Source organism: Halopseudomonas sp. Lyrl_26, assembly GCF_051948695.1.
Lineage (GTDB): Bacteria > Pseudomonadota > Gammaproteobacteria > Pseudomonadales > Pseudomonadaceae > Halopseudomonas > Halopseudomonas formosensis.
The window spans coordinates 258032-275011 of the sequence record NZ_JAYJLH010000004.1; the positions used below are offsets into that span (position 1 = coordinate 258032).

Genomic DNA, 16980 nt, shown 5'->3' on the forward strand with positions numbered 1-16980 from the left:
TTGCAACGCCCCCCGGGACCCTAGTTGTCTACTTTCAGCACGGCAAGGAAGGCTTCCTGCGGAATCTCCACGTTGCCCACCTGTTTCATCCGCTTCTTGCCGGCCTTCTGCTTCTCCAACAGCTTCTTCTTGCGGCTGGCGTCACCGCCATAACACTTGGCCAGTACGTTCTTGCGCAGCGCCTTGACCGTGGAGCGCGCCACGATCTGACCACCCATGGCTGCCTGGATGGCAACATCGAACATCTGCCGCGGGATCAGATCCTTCATCTTCTCGACCAGCTGGCGCCCCTTGTAGGCGGCGTTGTCGCGGTGCACGATCAGCGCCAGGGCGTCGACCTTCTCGTTGTTGATCAGGACATCCAGCCGCACCAGCCTGGCCGCCTGGAAGCGGTCGAAGGCGTAATCCAAGGAAGCATAGCCGCGGCTGACCGACTTCAGTCGGTCGAAGAAGTCGAGTACCACCTCGTTCATCGGCAGATCGTAGCTGACCTGCACCTGGGTTCCGAGGAAGACCATGTCGCGCTGTACGCCACGCTTCTCGACACACAGGGTTATGACGCTGCCAAGATGGTCCTGGGGCACAAGAATATTGGCGCGCACTATCGGCTCGCGCATCTCCTCGATCACCGCCGGGTCGGGCAGGCGCGAGGGGTTGTCGACATAGATGATGTCGCCGTTCTTCTTCACCACCTCATAGACCACGGTGGGGGCGGTGGTGATCAGGTCCAGGTCGTACTCGCGCTCCAGGCGCTCCTGGATGATTTCCATGTGCAGCATGCCGAGGAAGCCGATACGAAAACCGAAGCCCAGCGCATCGGAGCTTTCCGGCTCATACTGCAGCGCGGCGTCGTTGAGGGTGAGTTTCTCCAGCGCGTCGCGGAAATCCTCGAAATCGTCGGAGCTGACCGGGAACAGACCGGCGAACACCTGGGGCTGCACCTTCTGGAAGCCGGGCAGCATTTCCACGTCGGGTGTGCTGGACAGGGTCAGGGTGTCACCCACCGGGGCGCCGTGAATGTCCTTGATGCCGGCGATGATGAAGCCCACCTCACCGGCCTTGAGGTCCACGGTTTCGGTGTGCTTGGGGTTGAATACGCCGACGCTGTCGACCTGGTGGACCTTGCCGGTGGACTTCACCTGCACCTTGTCACCCTTCTTGATCCGGCCCTGCTTGACCCGGACCAGGGACACCACGCCCAGGTAGTTGTCGAACCAGGAATCGATGATCAACGCCTGCAGCGGCGCCTCGATTTCGCCCTCGGGGGGCGGAATCACCTCGATCAGCCGCTCCAGCACATCTTCCACCCCAATGCCGCTCTTGGCACTGCAGACCACGGCATCAGTGGCATCGATGCCGATGACACTCTCGATCTCCGCCTTGACCCGGTCCGGCTCAGCCTGGGGCAGGTCGATCTTGTTCAGTACCGGCATCACCTCCAGACCCTGTTCAATGGCCGTGTAGCAGTTGGCCACCGACTGAGCCTCCACGCCCTGGGCTGCATCCACTACCAGCAGCGCGCCTTCACAGGCCGCCAGCGAGCGGCTGACCTCGTAGTGGAAGTCGACGTGACCGGGGGTGTCGATGAAGTTCAGCTGGTAGGTCTTGCCGTCACGCGCCTTGTAGTAGAGGGTAACGCTGTGGGCCTTGATGGTGATGCCGCGCTCACGCTCCAGATCCATCGAGTCCAGTACCTGGGCTGCCATCTCCCGTTCGCTCAAGCCGCCGCAGATCTGAATGAAACGGTCGGCCAGGGTCGATTTGCCGTGGTCGATGTGGGCAATGATAGAGAAATTGCGGATCAGGCTGAGGTCGCTCACTGCAGGGTTCTTCCAGAGATGGTTTGCCGGACATGGCGGTGACCGGGGCGTGTCCCCGAAAACAGCCCGCAAGTGTACCCGATTCCGCTACGGCACGCCATCTGTCCCGGTGTGTGCCCGGGCCCGGAGGCCCGGGCACACACCGGCAGAAGCAGGTTTATTCGGACAGACGGAAGGTGATGTAGCTGGCGCGTCCCTGACGGATGACGCGCATGGAGATGGAGCGGTTGACCGGCAGCTCCCGGGCAACCTTCTCGAAGTCCGCGGCGGACTGGATCGGGCGGTTGTTCAGGTTGGTGATCACATCGCCGGGACGCAGGCCGATCATGGCACCCGGACCGGCGCGCACCTCACGCACCGCCACACCGTGATTGAGATCCAGCGCCTTCTTCTGTTCGGGAGTCAGCTCGACCACCGCCAGACCCAGCCGGTTATCCGTGGCCGAAGGCGCATTGGGGGCTGCAGAGCCCGCCGCAGCCAGGGCATCGTCGTCGGGTAGCGCGCCGATTTCCACGGTCAGCTGCTCACGCTTGCCACCGCGCATGACCTGCATGGTGGCCCGCGTACCGGGACGCAGACGACCCACCGCGTGCGGCAGATCCGAGGACATGACGATGTCCTGATCATTGAGCTTGAGAATCACGTCACCCACCTGCAGGCCACCCTTGTCACCGGGACCGTCAGGCATGATCTGCGCCACCAGGGCGCCGGCCGGACGGGGCAGACCGAAGGACTCGGCCAGATCCTTGTTGACTTCCTGAATCACTACACCCAGCCAGCCGCGGCGCACCGCACCATCACTCTTGAGCTGTTCGACCACATCCATGGCCACATCCACCGGAATGGCAAAGGACAGCCCCATGAAACCACCCGAGCGGGTAAATATCTGCGAGTTGATGCCGACGACCTCACCCTTGAGGTTGAACAGCGGACCGCCGGAGTTGCCGGGGTTGATCGCCACATCGGTCTGGATGAAGGGCACGTAGCTCTCGTTGGGCAGGCTGCGACCCTTGGCACTGACGATCCCGGCGGTAACCGAGTACTCGAAGCCGAAGGGCGAGCCAATGGCCAGCACCCACTCGCCGGTCTTCAGGTCGGCGGACTTGCCCATGCGTACCACCGGCAGGTCGGCGCCGGCATCGATCTTGAGCAGGGCCAGGTCCGAGCGCGGATCAGCACCCACCAGACTGGCTTCCAGTTCGCGGCGGTCGGACAGACGCACGAAAATCTCGTCCGCTCCACTCACCACATGGTTGTTGGTCAGGACGTAACCGTCCTTGGAAATGATGAATCCCGAGCCCAGGGACTGGGCCTGACGCTGGGGAGCAGAGCGCGAGCCATCGGGAATGCTGCGTTCGAAGAACTCCCGGAAGATCGGGGGCAAGCCTTCGAGTTCGGGGATCATGGGGCCCATCCCGGCGCCGCGGGCGGGCACATTCTGTCGGGTGCTGATATTCACTACCGCCGGAGACGCCTCTTCCACCAGATCGGTGAAGTCGGGCAACTGGGCCGTTGCTGCGGATTGCCAAGCCAGCAACCACAGACCCACCACCATCAGCAACCATTGCCGTACTGCTGTCATATGGGTATCACTCCTTTACGCGTATCTCGCTGACAACGCCCGGCGCGTCGACCGCCCTGCCCAGCAGCCTCGGCACGAATGCCGGGTCACCCTGCGTGCGACGCGCGAGCCAGCCGGTAACGGCAAACCCGGCACCCAGGCCGGAGACTGCCGCGAAAACAATCCAGGGCTCAGCCGCACCACTGCTCTGCGCCAGCAGAGCCCCGGCAAAAAGCCCCAGCAGGGGAACAAGATAAACCAGTACCGAACCCCGCACCACGGCGTTTTCCTCGATACCGATCACCACTTCGTCCCCTGCCCTGTAATGACTGATGGGGGCCTCGTCGACCACCCGGATAGCCCCCTGCCGCGCGCCCAGCCCCAGCCGTTGCAGTACCGACTGGCCGCAGCCGTTACGCGCCTGACAGCTGTCGCAGGCACTGCGGCGCACCGTCTCTATCCAGAGGCAATTGCCCTCCACCGAGAGCACGCGGCCGCGCTCCTCGATCACCGCCGGGCTCCCACCACCGCTTCGCTCAGTGAGTCGGCTATGCGCTCTGCGGCACGCGGCGGAATCTCGCCGACCACCGTGGCCAGATAGAAGTCGCTGTCAGCCATGAGCCGGCGACTGACCGCAACAGTGGGCCCGAGTCGTGCACGCAGATCCTCGGCCAGCTTGTCACGCCCCAGCGGTTCGACAAAGAGGGTGAAGCTGGTCAGACCATCGCTGTAGATCTGCGAGCTGACATAAGGCCCATCACCATTGATGCTCTGGATCTGGCGCTCACCCAGAGTGAACCCCGGCGGGATCCACTGGGGCTCCCAGAACGGAACGTCCACCCCTGCCGGCGGCTCCACGACGCTGACCTCGCGACAGGATTCCCCTGGCTCAAGCCCGGTGCTGTAGTCTGCTTCATCCAAGGAGATGGTGGTGAACTGGAAACGCTCGAGCAGTTCCCGACTCTCATCGACCAGCAGCGACTTGAGCAACAGCCCGGTCTCGTGATCGATATACAGCTCATGGGCGAAGCGGAAGCCGTCCTTGGGCTGGATGCCAATGACGGTAACATCACGCGAGGCAATCCGGGTCGTGCCCAGGTTACGCATGCTGTACCACTCGAGAAGCTGTTCGGGGTCGACCCCCGCTCGCAGCGAGGCCTGTGAGCGGCCCTGGGAAAGGGAGGAGTTGGTGGCGCAGACCAGACGGCCATCCTGTCGCAGCCATTCCTGGTAGCGTCCGGCGGTCTGCAGAAGGCGCTCCCGAATACCGTCATCACCAACCTGCTTCCAGATGTCCTGGGTGGTGAAGATACCGGAACGCTCGTATACATAGGAGCCATGGTAGCTTTGTTCTCGCACTGCCTGTGCCATTCGCTCCAGCCAGAGAGTACTGTCTGCAGCCCATAGCGCAGGGGATGCAAACAGGGTGGTCGCTCCTAACCACCCGATCACGCTTTTCAGTCGTGGCACTAGTTGTTTTCCAGGCTCGCTGCACGTGCATAGGGCACCAGCTGGGGTGCACTCTGCGCATTGTTCTCCGCATGGCGACGCAGGTAGGTACCCATGCGCTGCTCCTGCCAGTCCGAGGGCTCGCTCATCTGTTCGGTCGGCTGGGGCTTCTGATCCGCATGGGACGAGAAACCTGCCAGCACCGCGCCGGCACCCACGGGCGCAATGGCCGGGGCAGCGCTTACCGGTGCACTGGTCGCAGGTACGCCATGCTCAACCGAAGCCATCTGACTGGTCACTGCCGGGTCATGGTTGACCATGCGCACACCTACCAGCACGGCGACGGTAACCGATGCCGCCACGGCGACACGCCCCAGATGGGTCTTCCAGCGCGAGGAGGTCCGGGCCTTGACCGCCAGCTGCGGCTCGTCCGCCAGCGCGGCGGCAATGCCGGCCGACAGGTCGATCCCGGTGTTCCAGGGCTCCTTGTGCATGACAGATCTTGCCAGCTGGTATCTTTCCCAACTGCGGCGTACATCCGGATCCTGTTCACTGGCATGAAGGACGCGGCGCACTTCCAGTTGCTCTGCCTCGCCGTCCATGAGCGCGGAAATGGATTCGCGCAAGGATTCGCTACTCATTGATCTACCTCTGTCATAAAAGGCCCCGCAGGGCATCACGGTTTCCCGGAGTCACGCTTCGAGCAGCGGCTTCAGGGCTTTATCGATGGCTTCACGTGCTCTGAATATCCTTGATCGCACTGTGCCCACCGGACACTCCATCACATTTGCTATGTCTTCGTAGCTCAGCCCTTCGAACTCGCGCAAGGTCAGAGCCATTCTCAAATCGCTCGGCAGCAGCTGCAGGGTACGGTTGACTACCTGCTCGATCTCGTCACGCAGGAGATCTCGCTCAGGTGAGTGGATGTCCTTGAGTGCACTGTCGCCGTCATAGTACTCGGCATCCTCGGCTGCGATATCGGAATCCGGTGGCCGACGCCCCCGTGCCACCAGGTAGTTCTTGGCCGTGTTGATCGCGATCCGGTACAGCCAGGTGTAGAACGCGCTGTCTCCTCTGAAATTCGCCAGAGCACGATAGGCCTTGATGAAAGCTTCCTGAGCCACATCCTGCGCCTCGTGCCCATCGTGTACGAAACGGGTCACCAGGGCGAGAATCTTGTGCTGATATTTCAGCACCAGCAGGTCGAACGCCCGCTTGTCTCCCTGTTGTACCCTTTCGACCAGTTGTTGGTCGGTCTGTTCAGTCATGGTGAAGACCCACCGGGGCACCCGCGCCCTGACCCGACAGACTCATTCTGTTGCGATAGACCCGCGATGTAACCAAAAGTTCTCCCCTCACTCAGGTTCAGCTCTCAGAGCCTGAAGCAAGAACAAAGTTCCGCAACAGGTGATAAATTTTGATGATATTCAGCAATGGATCCGCCCGCAACGCTGAAACGCCACGAGTGTCGGCCCGCTCCGCGCGCCACTCTCCCCTTGCAGGTAGTACTCTGTTACAACCTGCTCTTATAATTCAGCCACCAGCCTCACCGGCAGGGTCCGACACTGGCATGAAGAGACCTCAATGACCCGACAACAGCAATATGATGTACTGGTAATCGGCAGCGGCGCAGCAGGACTGACACTGGCTCTGAACCTGGCGGACCGGCTCAGTGTAGCCGTACTCAGCAAGGGCAGTCTCTCGGAAGGCTCGACCTTCTGGGCTCAGGGTGGCGTGGCGGCAGTACTCGACGACACCGATACCGTCGACGCCCACGTGCAGGATACCCTGATCGCGGGCGCCGGCCTGTGCCATGAGGATGCCGTTCGACAGATCGTCGGCGACAGCCGGGAAGCCATCGGCTGGCTGATCCAGCAGGGCGTACCCTTCACCCGTGAACGGGGCGAGGACGGCACCGAGACCGAGGACTTCCACCTGACCCGCGAAGGTGGCCACAGCCACCGTCGGATCATCCACGCCGCCGACGCCACCGGCGCCGCCATCTTCAACACCCTGCAGCGCCAGGCCCAGGCACACCCGAACATCGCCCTGCTGGAAAACCGGGTCGCCATCGACCTGATCACCAGCAGCAAGCTGGGTCTGCCGGGCCACCACTGCCTCGGCGCCTACATCCTCAACCGCGACAGCGGTCATGTGGAGACCTTCAGCGCCCGATTCACCGTACTGGCTACCGGCGGCGCGAGCAAGGTGTATCTCTACACCAGCAACCCGGACAGCGCCTCGGGGGATGGCATCGCCATGGCCTGGCGTGCAGGCTGCCGGGTGGCCAACCTGGAGTTCAACCAGTTCCATCCCACCTGCCTGTATCACCCCCAGGCCAAGAGCTTCCTGATCACCGAGGCACTGCGTGGTGAAGGGGCGGTGCTCAAGCTGCCCGACGGCACCCGCTTCATGCCCCACTTCGACGAGCGTGCCGAACTGGCGCCCCGGGACATAGTCGCCCGCGCCATCGACCACGAGATGAAGCGTCTGGGGCTGGATTGCGTGTATCTGGACATCAGCCACAAGCCGGCCGCTTTCATACGCGAGCACTTCCCCACGGTTTACGAGCGCTGCCTGAGCTTCGGCATCGACATCGCCCGCGAGCCGATCCCCGTGGTCCCGGCGGCGCATTACACCTGCGGCGGCGTCATGGTCGACAGCAACGGCCAGACCGATGTGGACCAGCTGTACGCCATCGGCGAGACCAGTTTCACCGGCCTGCATGGCGCCAACCGCATGGCCAGCAACTCACTGCTGGAATGCATCGTCTACGGCCGGGCCGCCAGCCGCCACATTCTCCAGCAATGGGACAGCGCGCCCCTGCCGGATCAGCTGCCGCCGTGGGATGAGAGTCAGGTGACCGATTCCGACGAGGATGTGATCATTTCCCACAACTGGGACGAGCTGCGGCGCTTCATGTGGGATTACGTGGGCATAGTGCGGACCACCAAGCGCCTGCAACGGGCCAAGCACCGGGTGGACATGCTGCTGGCGGAAATCCACGAGTTCTACAGCAATTACCGAGTCTCACGGGACCTGCTGGAGCTGCGCAACCTGGCGCTGGTGGCGGACCTGATCATCAGATCGGCGATGTTGCGCCGCGAAAGCCGCGGGCTGCACTACACCCTGGACTACCCGCAGCTGCTCGACGAAGCGCGGGATACTATTCTGCAGCCGCCCAGCGCTGACGGCTGAAGCGCAGGCGCAGGCGCAGGCGTCGCAGGGAATCCTCGGTGGCGGCGTCGGCGGGCAGTATCACCGACACCGGGAGCAGACGGCCGGGCTCGCGCAGGCGGACCACGGTGAGCAGGGCACTGACGAAGGTATCCGCCTGCAGCCGTGCGCCCGCTTCCGAGCCGTCACGGCGCAGCACGTGCCAGCCCTCCTGGTCAAAGCGCAACCCGGTCACCGAGTCGGCATGGCGCAGACTGACCTGCCGCGGCCAGATCCACAGGCAGTGGAACCACAGCAGCAGGCCGCAGACCAGCGCCGGCAGCGCGGGCATGGCACTCTGATACAGGGCGACGCAGCCGAGCAGCGTCAGCAGTATCAGCAGTGCGCCAAGCCAGCGCGAAGGCTGACGCCTGAGCAGCAGGGTGTCACTTGGGCTGTACACGGTCCAGTATCATCCTCACGATGCGTCGCAGATCCGGGTCCTCCGGTTCGCCACGCTGCATGAACCAGACGAACATGTCCTGGTCCTCGCATTCCAGCAGTCGGCGATAGCGCGCCTGATCCTCAGCATCCAGCGAGGGATAGGCTTCTTCAAGAAAAGGTACCAGCAGCACGTCCAGCTCGAGCATGCCGCGCCGGCTGTGCCAGTACAAACGCTTCTTTTCCACTTCTGCCGACATCCAGACCTCTCCATCAATAAAAGATTGCTTCGAAGGGCAAGTATAACCCCTGGCGAGCACACCGGCACTGACAACGGCCCGCCACAGTCCTATGATGTAGCCTCGCGTCCGTTAACCCGAGTACTGGAGACCGTCAGAGACCATGCCAGCCTTTCCCGATCTGTCCCTCCTGTTCCCCACCGAATTGCCCGACTCTTTACCCGCCACCGGCCTGGCCCTGCTCGATCAGGAGGCCGTACTGGCAGTGCAGGGCACCGACGCCACCCGTTTTCTGCAGGGTCAGCTGACCTGTGACGTGGCCGCCCTGCAACCCGGCGAACATACCCTTGGCGCCCGCTGCAATCCCCAGGGCCGCATGCAGTCGAGCTTCCGCCTGCTGAAGCTGAGCGAGCAGAGCTACCTGCTGGCCATGGCGGCCGACCTGCTCGAACCCCAGCAGCAGGACCTGAGCCGTTACGCGGTGTTCTTCAAGATACAGCTCACCGATGCCAGTCAGCAGTGGTTGCGTCTGGGCCTATGGGGCGAGGCGGCGGCGGCGGCCATCGCCGGAGCCGGCCTGGTACAGTCCGGCGACGACGAAGAGACCGGCCGGGCGCTGGCAATCGCCGAGCAGACCTGGGAGGTCTGGCTGCCCACCGCCCAGGCTGCGGACAAGGTGCGCTCCCTGAGCACACAGGCGCAGCCCCTGCCCGTCGAAGCCTGGGAGCTGCAGCAGATCCGCCTGGGTCTGGGGCAGGTGCGCGGCGGCACCCGCGAAAGCTTCATTCCGCAGATGCTCAACCTCCAGCAACTGGGCGGCGTGAGTTTTCGCAAGGGCTGCTATACCGGCCAGGAGATCGTTGCCCGCATGCAGTATCTGGGCAAGCTCAAGCGGCGCATGTATCGCCTGCTGTGGGATGGCGAGCAGGTACCGGCACCCGGCACTGCTGTCCACCGAGCCGGCCAGAGCCAGTCGGTGGGCGAGGTGGTGATGGCGGCCCGGGCCGGCGGGCAGGTCGAGCTACTTGCCGTACTGCAGAAGGACGCGGCAGAATTGCCGGATCTGACACTGGCTGACAGCACCCAGCCACTAAGGGTATCCACCCTCCCCTACGAACAACAGATGGCTGCCGACGAGGCTGCCCACTGACTCAAGGAAGACACTATGACCGATCTGGCCGAGCGCATTCAGGACGAACTGATTCAGGCAATCGAACGGGATCAGCTGGTGCTGCCCACCCTGCCCGAGGTGGCATTGCGCATCCGCGAGGCCGCCGAGGACCCGGATGTCAGCATCGGCGAGCTGGCCCGGGTGATCAGCACCGACACCGCACTGAGCGCACGGCTGATCAAGGTGGTCAACAGCCCGCTGCTGCGCTCCCGTCAGGAAATCACCGACCTGCAGATGGCGGTCAACCGCCTCGGCGTGGTCTATACCGCCAACCTGGCTACCGGGCTGGCCATGGCCCAGCTGTTCCAGGCCACCACCGACATCATCGACCAGCGCATGCGCGCGGTGTGGGCCCGCAGCACCGAAGTGGCCGGCATCAGCCATGTGCTGTGCAAGCATTACACCCGGCTCAAGTCGGATCAGGCGACCCTGGCGGGGCTGGTGCACCTGATCGGCGTGCTGCCGATCCTCAGCTACGCCGAGGAAAACAGTGAACTGCTGCAGGACTCCGCCACCCTGGACCTGGTCATCGAGCGCATCCATCCGCTGATCGGCGATAGTATCCTCGCCGCCTGGGAGTTCCCGCAGCCGCTGCGCCGCATCCCCAGCGAGCATCTGGACTTCCAGCGCCAGCCTGAGAGCGTGGATTACGCCGATATCGTCCAGGTGGCCATGCTGCAGAGCATCGCCGGAAGCGAGCACCCCTTTGCCCAGCTGGACTGGAGCCAGACTCCCTCCTTCGCACGACTGGGGCTCAATCCGGCCAGTGATCAGGAAGAGGAAGACCTGTCCGCGGAAATGGAAGCGGCCATGGCCCTGCTCGGCTAGGTCCTGTCCCGGGCTGGGGGTACAATGACGGCTCCGGATGGTCCATTTCCGCCCAAGGAGAAATCATGCCCCGCCCTGTCGACCTTCTCGCCCGCCTGGGTATTCGTCTCCCGCTGATCCAGGCGCCCATGGCCGGCGTTTCAACCCCGGCACTGGCTGCGGCGGTATCCAATGCCGGCGGTCTGGGTTCGCTGGGTATAGGGCCATCCCCGGTGGCCCAGGCCCGGCAGATGATTGAGCAGACCCGGACGCTGACCGACCGTCCCTTCAACATCAATGTGTTCTGCCACGCTCCGGCGCAGCCGGATCCGGCGCTTGAGGCGGCATGGCTGGCGCATCTGCGCCCGCTGTTCCGGGAGATCGGCGCCGCCGAACCGAGCGCGCTCAAGGTCGGCTATCCGAGCTTCGTCGAGGATGACGCCATGCTGGAGATGCTGCTGGAGCAACGCCCGGCGGTGGTCAGCTTCCACTTCGGTCTGCCCTCTGCCGACGCCATCAGGGCCCTGCAGCAGGCAGGTATCTGCCTGCTGGCCAGCGCCACCAGTCTGGAAGAGGCAAGTCTGATCGAGCAGGCCGGGCTGGACGGCATCGTTGCCCAGGGTATCGAGGCCGGCGGTCACCGTGGCATCTTCAACCCCGATGGCAACGACGAACAGCTGAGCACGGCGGTACTGGTACGCCTGCTGACCTCCCGCTGCCGACTGCCGGTAATCGCCGCCGGCGGCATCATGGATGGACAGGGCATCCGTGCCATGCTGGATCTGGGTGCAGCCGCCGCGCAGCTGGGTACGGCCTTCATCCTCTGCCCCGAGTCATCGGCCAACGAGGGTTACCGGCAGATGCTGGCCAGCCCACGCGCCGGGCATACCCGGCTGACCGCAGCCATCTCCGGCCGCCCGGCCCGGGGCCTGCTCAACCGGCTGATCGAGCACGGCAGCGCCGCCGACAGTCCATGCCCGGCGGGTTACCCCATGGCCTATGATGCGGCCAAGCAGCTGCATGCCGCCGCCAGTCAACAGGGCATTCAGGAATTCGCTGCGCACTGGGCCGGCATGGGCGCGCCCCTGGCCAGGGCGCTGCCGGCGAGCGAGCTGGTCGTCCGGCTGATGGAGGAATGCGGCTGGCCCTGACAAGCCCGCTCAGAGTGGCGGCAGCTGCCAGTCGATCGGCTCGCGCCCGTTCTTGACGAGGTAGGCATTGGCTGCGGAGAAGTGCCCGCAGCCGATGAAGCCACGGTGCGCCGACAGCGGTGAGGGATGCACGCTCTTGAGCACGCAATGGCGCGACTCATCGATATGCGCGCCCTTCTTCTGCGCATAACTGCCCCACAGCATGAACACCAGGTGCTCGCACTGCCGATCGAGGATCTCGATGATGCGCGAGGTGAAGCGTTCCCAGCCGCGATTGGCGTGGGCGCCGGCCTGGCCCTGGGTCACCGTGAGCACCGCATTGAGCAGCAGCACCCCCTGTTCGGCCCAGCTCTGCAGACAACCATGATCGGGCACTGGATGGCCCAGATCGCGCTGGATCTCCTTGAAGATGTTCTGCAGCGAGGGCGGCGGTCGCACACCGGGCTGTACCGAGAAGCACAGCCCATGGGCCTGACCCGGCCCGTGGTAGGGATCCTGGCCGATGATCACCACCTTGACCTGCTCCAGCGGCGTCGAATTGAGCGCGTTGAAGATCTGCGGGCCGGGGGGATAGACGGTCCTGCCGGCGGCCTTTTCCGCAATCAGGAACTCCCGCAGCTGCTGCATGTAGGGCTGTTCGAACTCATCGCCGAGGACCTGCTTCCAGTCCTCCGCCAGTTGCACCGGCCGACTCATGGACTGGTGGGCGCCGCCGGTACCGCCTGGGCATTACAGCGCACCACACGCTGGCGGCCATCCACCAGCAGGCCGGACAGGCCGTTGTGCCGGGTGGCATGCAGGATCATCACGCCGTCCACGCATTCGGCAACATAATCGGCCGGCCGCGCCTGCAGCTGGCCCGCCTCGCTGGAGCCCAGGGTCACCAGACCGAAGTCGGCCACCAGCAGCCCCTCCTCCTCCCGGGCAAAATTCAGGTAGCCATAGAAATGCAATATGGCCATGGTCAGGAACAGGGTGCCCAGTGCGGTCAGGATATAGGGCAACTTGTTGACTTCCTGCTGCTCGCTCACGGCGATCCTCCTCGGGAAACAGATCAGAGTATGTTGGCGTAATCGGCCTCGATACGGTCGAGGCTGAGGTTGGTGAGAAAGCCCGAGAAGCACATCCAGGCGCTCAGGGCATTGAGGTCGGCGAAGGGCTCGGGCAGATAGCGCGGCGGCACCACCAGTCCCTCTTCCACCAGCTGACCCAGGGTACGCATGTCCTCCAGGGTGGTCTTGCCACAGAACAGCAGCGGGATCTGCTGCAGCTTGCCCTGACGGACCGCCAGCTGGATGTAGTTGTAGGTCAGGATGAAGCCCTTGAGATAGGCCAGGTCCTTGGTGAAGGGCAGCCCATCGCTGCTGGAGCCACGGAATACCCGGCTGGCATTGTTGTAGCTGTCCTCCTCGCTGTACCCCTCCCCCCGATAGAAATCGAAGACGTCGAGGAAGTTGGCGCCGGACTCGGCCAGCTGGATGGCACGGGTGCGGTTGGTCAGCTTGCGCAGGCGCGAGGGGTAGGACGCGAAGGTGATGACCTCCATGAGGATCGCCAGACCTTCCTGGGTCACCGTGGAGGACGGCGGCCCCTTGGCCAGGAAGGTACAGATCGGCTGGTGCTGGCCATTGAGGCTGGTGGCCACATGCACCATGCCCTCGTGCACCGCGAGGATCTTCAGATCCCGCTGGTTGAACATGGCATCGCTGCGGATCTTGATGTAGTCGGCGCCGGCCGCGGCATCGGCGACAATGCCGTCGGACTCGAACACCCGTACCGTCTGATCATCCGGGAACACCTTGTCCATCTGCTCCTGCAGTATGGCCACCGCCTCGGGCGCGGCTATGGTCTTGGGCTCGCGCCCCAGATCGTTGCCGATATTGCTCAGCGACTCGGTGAGCATGATGCCCAGGTCGGTGATGGTCGGATCACCCGCGTGGAAGGCGTCGGAGGCAGAGCCGTACAGCTCCTGGGAGATGCGCCCGAACTCGGCGGTGCCGCGGCCCTCGATCATTCGCAGCACCATGCGGTATTCACGGCACATGCGGCGCATGATCTGGCCGACCGGATTGAAGGTACCCAGCTGCCGGGTGATATCCCGTTCGATGTCCTGGAACACCTGCAGCCGTTCGGCCGGATCGAAGCTCAGTGGCCGGCGCTTGTAGTAGTCCGGCCCGACCTCCGGCAGCTTGCGGCAGCCGTCGCGGAAGAACCGGTCGCGGATGCCGTCATCCCACTTGATGGCATCCAGCACCCGGATCGGCGCCTGCGCCTCGACAATGCGGTCGGACAGGCTGCGGATCACCAGTTGGTACTGCTCGCTCTGCTTTACCGCCATGTCTGGCTCCTTTCAGTCGGCTGTCCTCACTACTCCGGACGCATGTGCGGGAACAGGATGACGTCGCGGATCGACGGCGAGTTGGTCAGCAGCATCACCAGACGGTCGATGCCGATACCCTCGCCGGCGGTGGGCGGCATGCCGTATTCCAGCGCACGAACGAAGTCGGCATCAAAGTGCATGGCCTCGTCGTCGCCGGCGTCCTTCTCCGCCACCTGGGCGTGGAAACGCTCGGCCTGGTCCTCGGCATCGTTGAGCTCGGAATAGGCGTTGGCGATCTCGCGACCACCGATGAACAGCTCGAAACGGTCGGTAATGCTCGGATCCTGATCGTTGCGCCGGGCCAGCGGCGACACCTCGAAGGGGTACTGAGTAATGAAGGTCGGCTGTTCCAGTCTGTGCTCGACCAGCTCCTCGAAGATCATCACCTGCAGCTTGCCCAGGCCCTCGTGGCCGAGCACCTTGGCGCCGGCCCGCCTGGCGATCTCCCGGGCCCGGTCGATGTCGCGCAGATCCTCGGCGCTGATGTCGGGGTTGTACTTGAGGATGGCGTCGAACACCGACAGGCGGGCGAAGGGCTCGCCGAAATGGAACACCTTGTCGCCGTAGGGCACATCGGTGGTGCCGAGCACCGCCTGGGCCAGCTCGCGGAACAGTTCCTCGGTCAGGTCCATGTTGTCTTCGTAATCGGCATAGGCCCAGTAGAACTCGAGCATGGTGAACTCGGGGTTGTGCCGGGTGGAGACGCCCTCGTTACGGAAATTGCGGTTGATCTCGAACACCTTCTCGAAGCCACCGACCACCAGGCGCTTGAGGTACAGCTCCGGGGCGATGCGCAGGAACATCGGCAGATCCAGCGCATTATGGTGGGTTTCGAAGGGCTTGGCCGCCGCGCCGCCGGGAATGGTCTGCAGCATGGGGGTTTCCACTTCAAGGAAACCGCGCTCGCTGAGGAAGCGGCGGATATGGGCAATCACCTGGGAGCGGACGCGGAAGGTCTGCCGGGTCTCCTCGTTGACGATCAGGTCAACGTAGCGCTGGCGATAGCGCTGCTCGGTGTCGGTCAGGCCATGGTGCTTGTCCGGCAGCGGGCGCAGGGACTTGGTCAGCAGACGCACACTGGTCATGTGCACATAGAGGTCGCCCTTGCCGGAACGGGCCAGGGTCCCCTCGGCGCCGATGATGTCGCCCAGGTCCCAGGTCTTGATCGCCTCCAGGGTCTCGGCGGGCAGGCCCTTGCGGTCGACGTAGACCTGAATGCGCCCGCTCATGTCCTGGAGCACCATGAAGGCACCGCGGTTGAGCATGATGCGACCGGCAATGCTGACCTGGATACCGGCCTCGGCCAGCTCCTCCTTGCTGCTGTCGGCATACTGCTTCTGCAGATCCCCGGCCAGGCTGTCGCGGCGGAAATCGTTGGGGAAAGCCTGCCCCCTGGCGCGCTCGGCGGCCAGCTTCTCCTTGCGCAGGGCAATCAGGCGGTTCTCTTCCTCTTGCAGTGCATGCTCATTCAGCGGTTGTTCGCTCATTTCGGTGTCCTGGGTACTCAAATTCGGGGTTGCATAAACGGCGTGACGAACAGGGCCTTACAGGCCCTGTTTCAGACTGGCTTCCAGAAAATGGTTGATGTCGCCATCCAGCACGCCATCGCAGTCGCTGTCTTCGATGCCGGTGCGCAGATCCTTGATCCGCGACTGGTCCAGCACGTAGGAGCGGATCTGGTGCCCCCAGCCGATGTCGGACTTGGCATCTTCCTGCGCCTGGGAGGCAGCGGTACGCTTCTGCATTTCCAGCTCGTACAACTTGGCCCGCAGCATCTTCATGGCGGTGTCCTTGTTGGCGTGCTGGGAACGTTCGTTCTGGCAGCTGACCACGGTATTGGTCGGAATGTGGGTGATACGCACCGCCGAGTCGGTGGTGTTCACGTGCTGACCACCGGCACCGGAGGAACGGTAGGTATCGATGCGCAGGTCCGACGGATTGATCTCGATCTCGATGTTGTCATCGATCTCGGGGGAAACGAACACCGCAGTGAACGAGGTATGGCGACGATTGCCCGAGTCGAAGGGACTCTTGCGCACCAGGCGGTGCACACCGATCTCGGTACGCAGCCAACCGTAGGCATAGGGACCCTTGATATGGACGGTGGCGCCCTTGATGCCGGCCACTTCGCCCGCGGTCAGTTCCATTATGGTGGCGTCGAAACCGTTGTGGTCGGCCCAGCGCAGGTACATGCGCAGCAGCATGTTGGCCCAGTCCTGGGCCTCGGTACCGCCGGAGCCGGCCTGGATATCCAGATAGGCGTTGTTCTCGTCCATCTCGCCGCTGAACATGCGGCGGAATTCCAGCGCCTCGAGGCGGGTCTGCAGGCGTTCGAGCTCGGCCTCCACGTCTGCCACAGCCCCTGCATCATCCTCCTCAACCGCCATTTCCAGCAGTTCGGAGGCGTCCTGCAGGCCGCTGCTCAGTTCATCCAGGGTGCCTACCACTTCGGCCAGCGAGGCACGCTCACGGCCCAGATTCTGCGCCCGCTCGGGATCGTTCCAGACGCCCGGATCCTCGAGTTCGCGCTCCACTTCGGTCAGACGATCACGCTTGTGATCGTAGTCAAAGATACCCCCTGATGGTCTCGGAGCGGCCACGCAGGTCTTTGATGGTGTTCAGAATCGGATTGATTTCCATGGTGACAAGTCCCGTCAGGAAAAAGGAGCTATTGTAGCGGAAATCCTCTCCTGCGTGTGGTAAAGGCCTGCGCCCCGTCACCTGTTGCGCTGCTTCAGCCCTGTCGCGATCAGCCGGTGCCGGCGGCAATGCGATTGCGTCCGCTCAGCTTCGCCTGCGGTCGGA

General features: G+C 63.6%; 17 protein-coding genes. 4 read left to right on the forward strand and 13 right to left on the reverse strand.

Going from position 1 to position 16980, the window contains the following annotated elements:
• Window positions 1-20: 20 nt before the first annotated feature.
• The 6 genes from lepA to rpoE all read right to left on the reverse strand — a co-directional run bounded on the left by lepA (window position 21) and on the right by rpoE (window position 6098).
• Complete coding sequence (gene lepA / locus VF673_RS08115; protein ID WP_440291552.1) at window positions 21-1820, reverse strand: translation elongation factor 4; 1800 nt, start codon at window positions 1818-1820, stop codon at window positions 21-23.
• 157 nt (window positions 1821-1977) lie between these two features.
• On the reverse strand, window positions 1978-3402 hold the full coding sequence (locus VF673_RS08120; RefSeq protein WP_090536159.1) for a DegQ family serine endoprotease: 1425 nt from the start codon (window positions 3400-3402) through the stop codon (window positions 1978-1980).
• Between the two features lie 7 nt (window positions 3403-3409).
• The gene (locus tag VF673_RS08125; protein ID WP_440291553.1) at window positions 3410-3892 is read right to left on the reverse strand and encodes a SoxR reducing system RseC family protein; all 483 of its coding nucleotides are present in this window, start codon (window positions 3890-3892) and stop codon (window positions 3410-3412) included.
• A complete protein-coding gene (locus tag VF673_RS08130; protein ID WP_440291554.1) occupies window positions 3889-4851 on the reverse strand; it encodes a MucB/RseB C-terminal domain-containing protein in 963 nt (320 codons plus the stop codon). Before VF673_RS08130 ends, VF673_RS08125 begins: the two co-directional genes overlap by 4 nt.
• Window positions 4851-5471 (reverse strand): sigma-E factor negative regulatory protein, encoded by a 621-nt coding sequence (locus VF673_RS08135; protein ID WP_440291555.1) that lies wholly within the window; start codon window positions 5469-5471, stop codon window positions 4851-4853. The genes VF673_RS08130 and VF673_RS08135 overlap by 1 nt, the downstream gene beginning before the upstream one ends.
• Window positions 5472-5522: 51 nt before the next feature.
• On the reverse strand, window positions 5523-6098 hold the full coding sequence (gene rpoE, locus VF673_RS08140) for an RNA polymerase sigma factor RpoE (protein WP_090536860.1): 576 nt from the start codon (window positions 6096-6098) through the stop codon (window positions 5523-5525).
• 316 nt (window positions 6099-6414) lie between these two features.
• Between rpoE and nadB the strand changes: the two genes are divergently transcribed.
• Window positions 6415-8028, forward strand: a complete 1614-nt coding sequence (gene nadB, locus VF673_RS08145; RefSeq protein ID WP_440291556.1) for an L-aspartate oxidase — start codon at window positions 6415-6417, stop codon at window positions 8026-8028.
• On the opposite strand, the gene VF673_RS08150 is transcribed toward nadB, so the two are convergent.
• Together VF673_RS08150 and VF673_RS08155 are read right to left on the reverse strand one after the other, a co-directional pair.
• On the reverse strand, window positions 7997-8449 hold the full coding sequence (locus VF673_RS08150) for a hypothetical protein (RefSeq protein WP_090536150.1): 453 nt from the start codon (window positions 8447-8449) through the stop codon (window positions 7997-7999). The genes nadB and VF673_RS08150 overlap by 32 nt on opposite strands.
• On the reverse strand, window positions 8433-8687 hold the full coding sequence (locus tag VF673_RS08155) for a succinate dehydrogenase assembly factor 2 (protein WP_273124789.1): 255 nt from the start codon (window positions 8685-8687) through the stop codon (window positions 8433-8435). Before VF673_RS08155 ends, VF673_RS08150 begins: the two co-directional genes overlap by 17 nt.
• A gap of 142 nt (window positions 8688-8829) precedes the next feature.
• On the opposite strand from VF673_RS08155, the gene ygfZ reads away from it, so the two are divergent.
• The 3 genes from ygfZ to VF673_RS08170 all read left to right on the forward strand — a co-directional run bounded on the left by ygfZ (window position 8830) and on the right by VF673_RS08170 (window position 11795).
• Window positions 8830-9816, forward strand: a complete 987-nt coding sequence (ygfZ, locus tag VF673_RS08160; RefSeq protein ID WP_440291557.1) for a CAF17-like 4Fe-4S cluster assembly/insertion protein YgfZ — start codon at window positions 8830-8832, stop codon at window positions 9814-9816.
• A 15-nt stretch (window positions 9817-9831) separates the two neighbouring features.
• Window positions 9832-10665, forward strand: a complete 834-nt coding sequence (locus VF673_RS08165) for an HDOD domain-containing protein (protein WP_440291558.1) — start codon at window positions 9832-9834, stop codon at window positions 10663-10665.
• A gap of 65 nt (window positions 10666-10730) precedes the next feature.
• Window positions 10731-11795: an NAD(P)H-dependent flavin oxidoreductase gene (locus tag VF673_RS08170; RefSeq protein WP_440291559.1), complete on the forward strand. Its 1065-nt coding sequence runs from the start codon at window positions 10731-10733 to the stop codon at window positions 11793-11795.
• Between the two features lie 9 nt (window positions 11796-11804).
• Here the strand turns inward: VF673_RS08170 and ung are convergent, their stop codons facing one another.
• The 5 genes from ung to prfB all read right to left on the reverse strand — a co-directional run bounded on the left by ung (window position 11805) and on the right by prfB (window position 16815).
• Complete coding sequence (ung, locus tag VF673_RS08175; RefSeq protein ID WP_440291560.1) at window positions 11805-12491, reverse strand: uracil-DNA glycosylase; 687 nt, start codon at window positions 12489-12491, stop codon at window positions 11805-11807.
• Window positions 12488-12826, reverse strand: coding sequence for a hypothetical protein (locus VF673_RS08180; protein ID WP_090536140.1), 339 nt, complete (start codon window positions 12824-12826; stop codon window positions 12488-12490). Before VF673_RS08180 ends, ung begins: the two co-directional genes overlap by 4 nt.
• Before the next feature lie 23 nt (window positions 12827-12849).
• A complete protein-coding gene (locus tag VF673_RS08185) occupies window positions 12850-14133 on the reverse strand; it encodes a flavohemoglobin expression-modulating QEGLA motif protein (protein WP_440291561.1) in 1284 nt (427 codons plus the stop codon).
• A gap of 29 nt (window positions 14134-14162) precedes the next feature.
• Window positions 14163-15662, reverse strand: coding sequence for a lysine--tRNA ligase (lysS, locus tag VF673_RS08190; RefSeq protein WP_440291562.1), 1500 nt, complete (start codon window positions 15660-15662; stop codon window positions 14163-14165).
• Between the two features lie 57 nt (window positions 15663-15719).
• A protein-coding gene (prfB, locus tag VF673_RS08195) for a peptide chain release factor 2 (protein ID WP_143084126.1) occupies window positions 15720-16815 on the reverse strand; the annotation gives its coding sequence in 2 pieces (ribosomal slippage) (window positions 15720-16742 and window positions 16744-16815; 1095 coding nt in all).
• Window positions 16816-16980: the final 165 nt, after the last annotated feature.

Coding starts and splice junctions, on each gene's coding strand:
- VF673_RS08155 (WP_273124789.1), bottom strand. CDS start 8,687: ATGTCGGCAGAAGTGGAAAAGAAGCGTTTGTACTGGCACAGCCGGCGC.
- VF673_RS08135 (WP_440291555.1), bottom strand. CDS start 5,471: ATGAGTAGCGAATCCTTGCGCGAATCCATTTCCGCGCTCATGGACGGC.
- lysS (WP_440291562.1), bottom strand. CDS start 15,662: ATGAGCGAACAACCGCTGAATGAGCATGCACTGCAAGAGGAAGAGAAC.
- VF673_RS08120 (WP_090536159.1), bottom strand. CDS start 3,402: ATGACAGCAGTACGGCAATGGTTGCTGATGGTGGTGGGTCTGTGGTTG.
- VF673_RS08165 (WP_440291558.1), top strand. CDS start 9,832: ATGACCGATCTGGCCGAGCGCATTCAGGACGAACTGATTCAGGCAATC.
- nadB (WP_440291556.1), top strand. CDS start 6,415: ATGACCCGACAACAGCAATATGATGTACTGGTAATCGGCAGCGGCGCA.
- VF673_RS08170 (WP_440291559.1), top strand. CDS start 10,731: ATGCCCCGCCCTGTCGACCTTCTCGCCCGCCTGGGTATTCGTCTCCCG.
- ung (WP_440291560.1), bottom strand. CDS start 12,491: ATGAGTCGGCCGGTGCAACTGGCGGAGGACTGGAAGCAGGTCCTCGGC.
- rpoE (WP_090536860.1), bottom strand. CDS start 6,098: ATGACTGAACAGACCGACCAACAACTGGTCGAAAGGGTACAACAGGGA.
- ygfZ (WP_440291557.1), top strand. CDS start 8,830: ATGCCAGCCTTTCCCGATCTGTCCCTCCTGTTCCCCACCGAATTGCCC.
- VF673_RS08185 (WP_440291561.1), bottom strand. CDS start 14,133: ATGGCGGTAAAGCAGAGCGAGCAGTACCAACTGGTGATCCGCAGCCTG.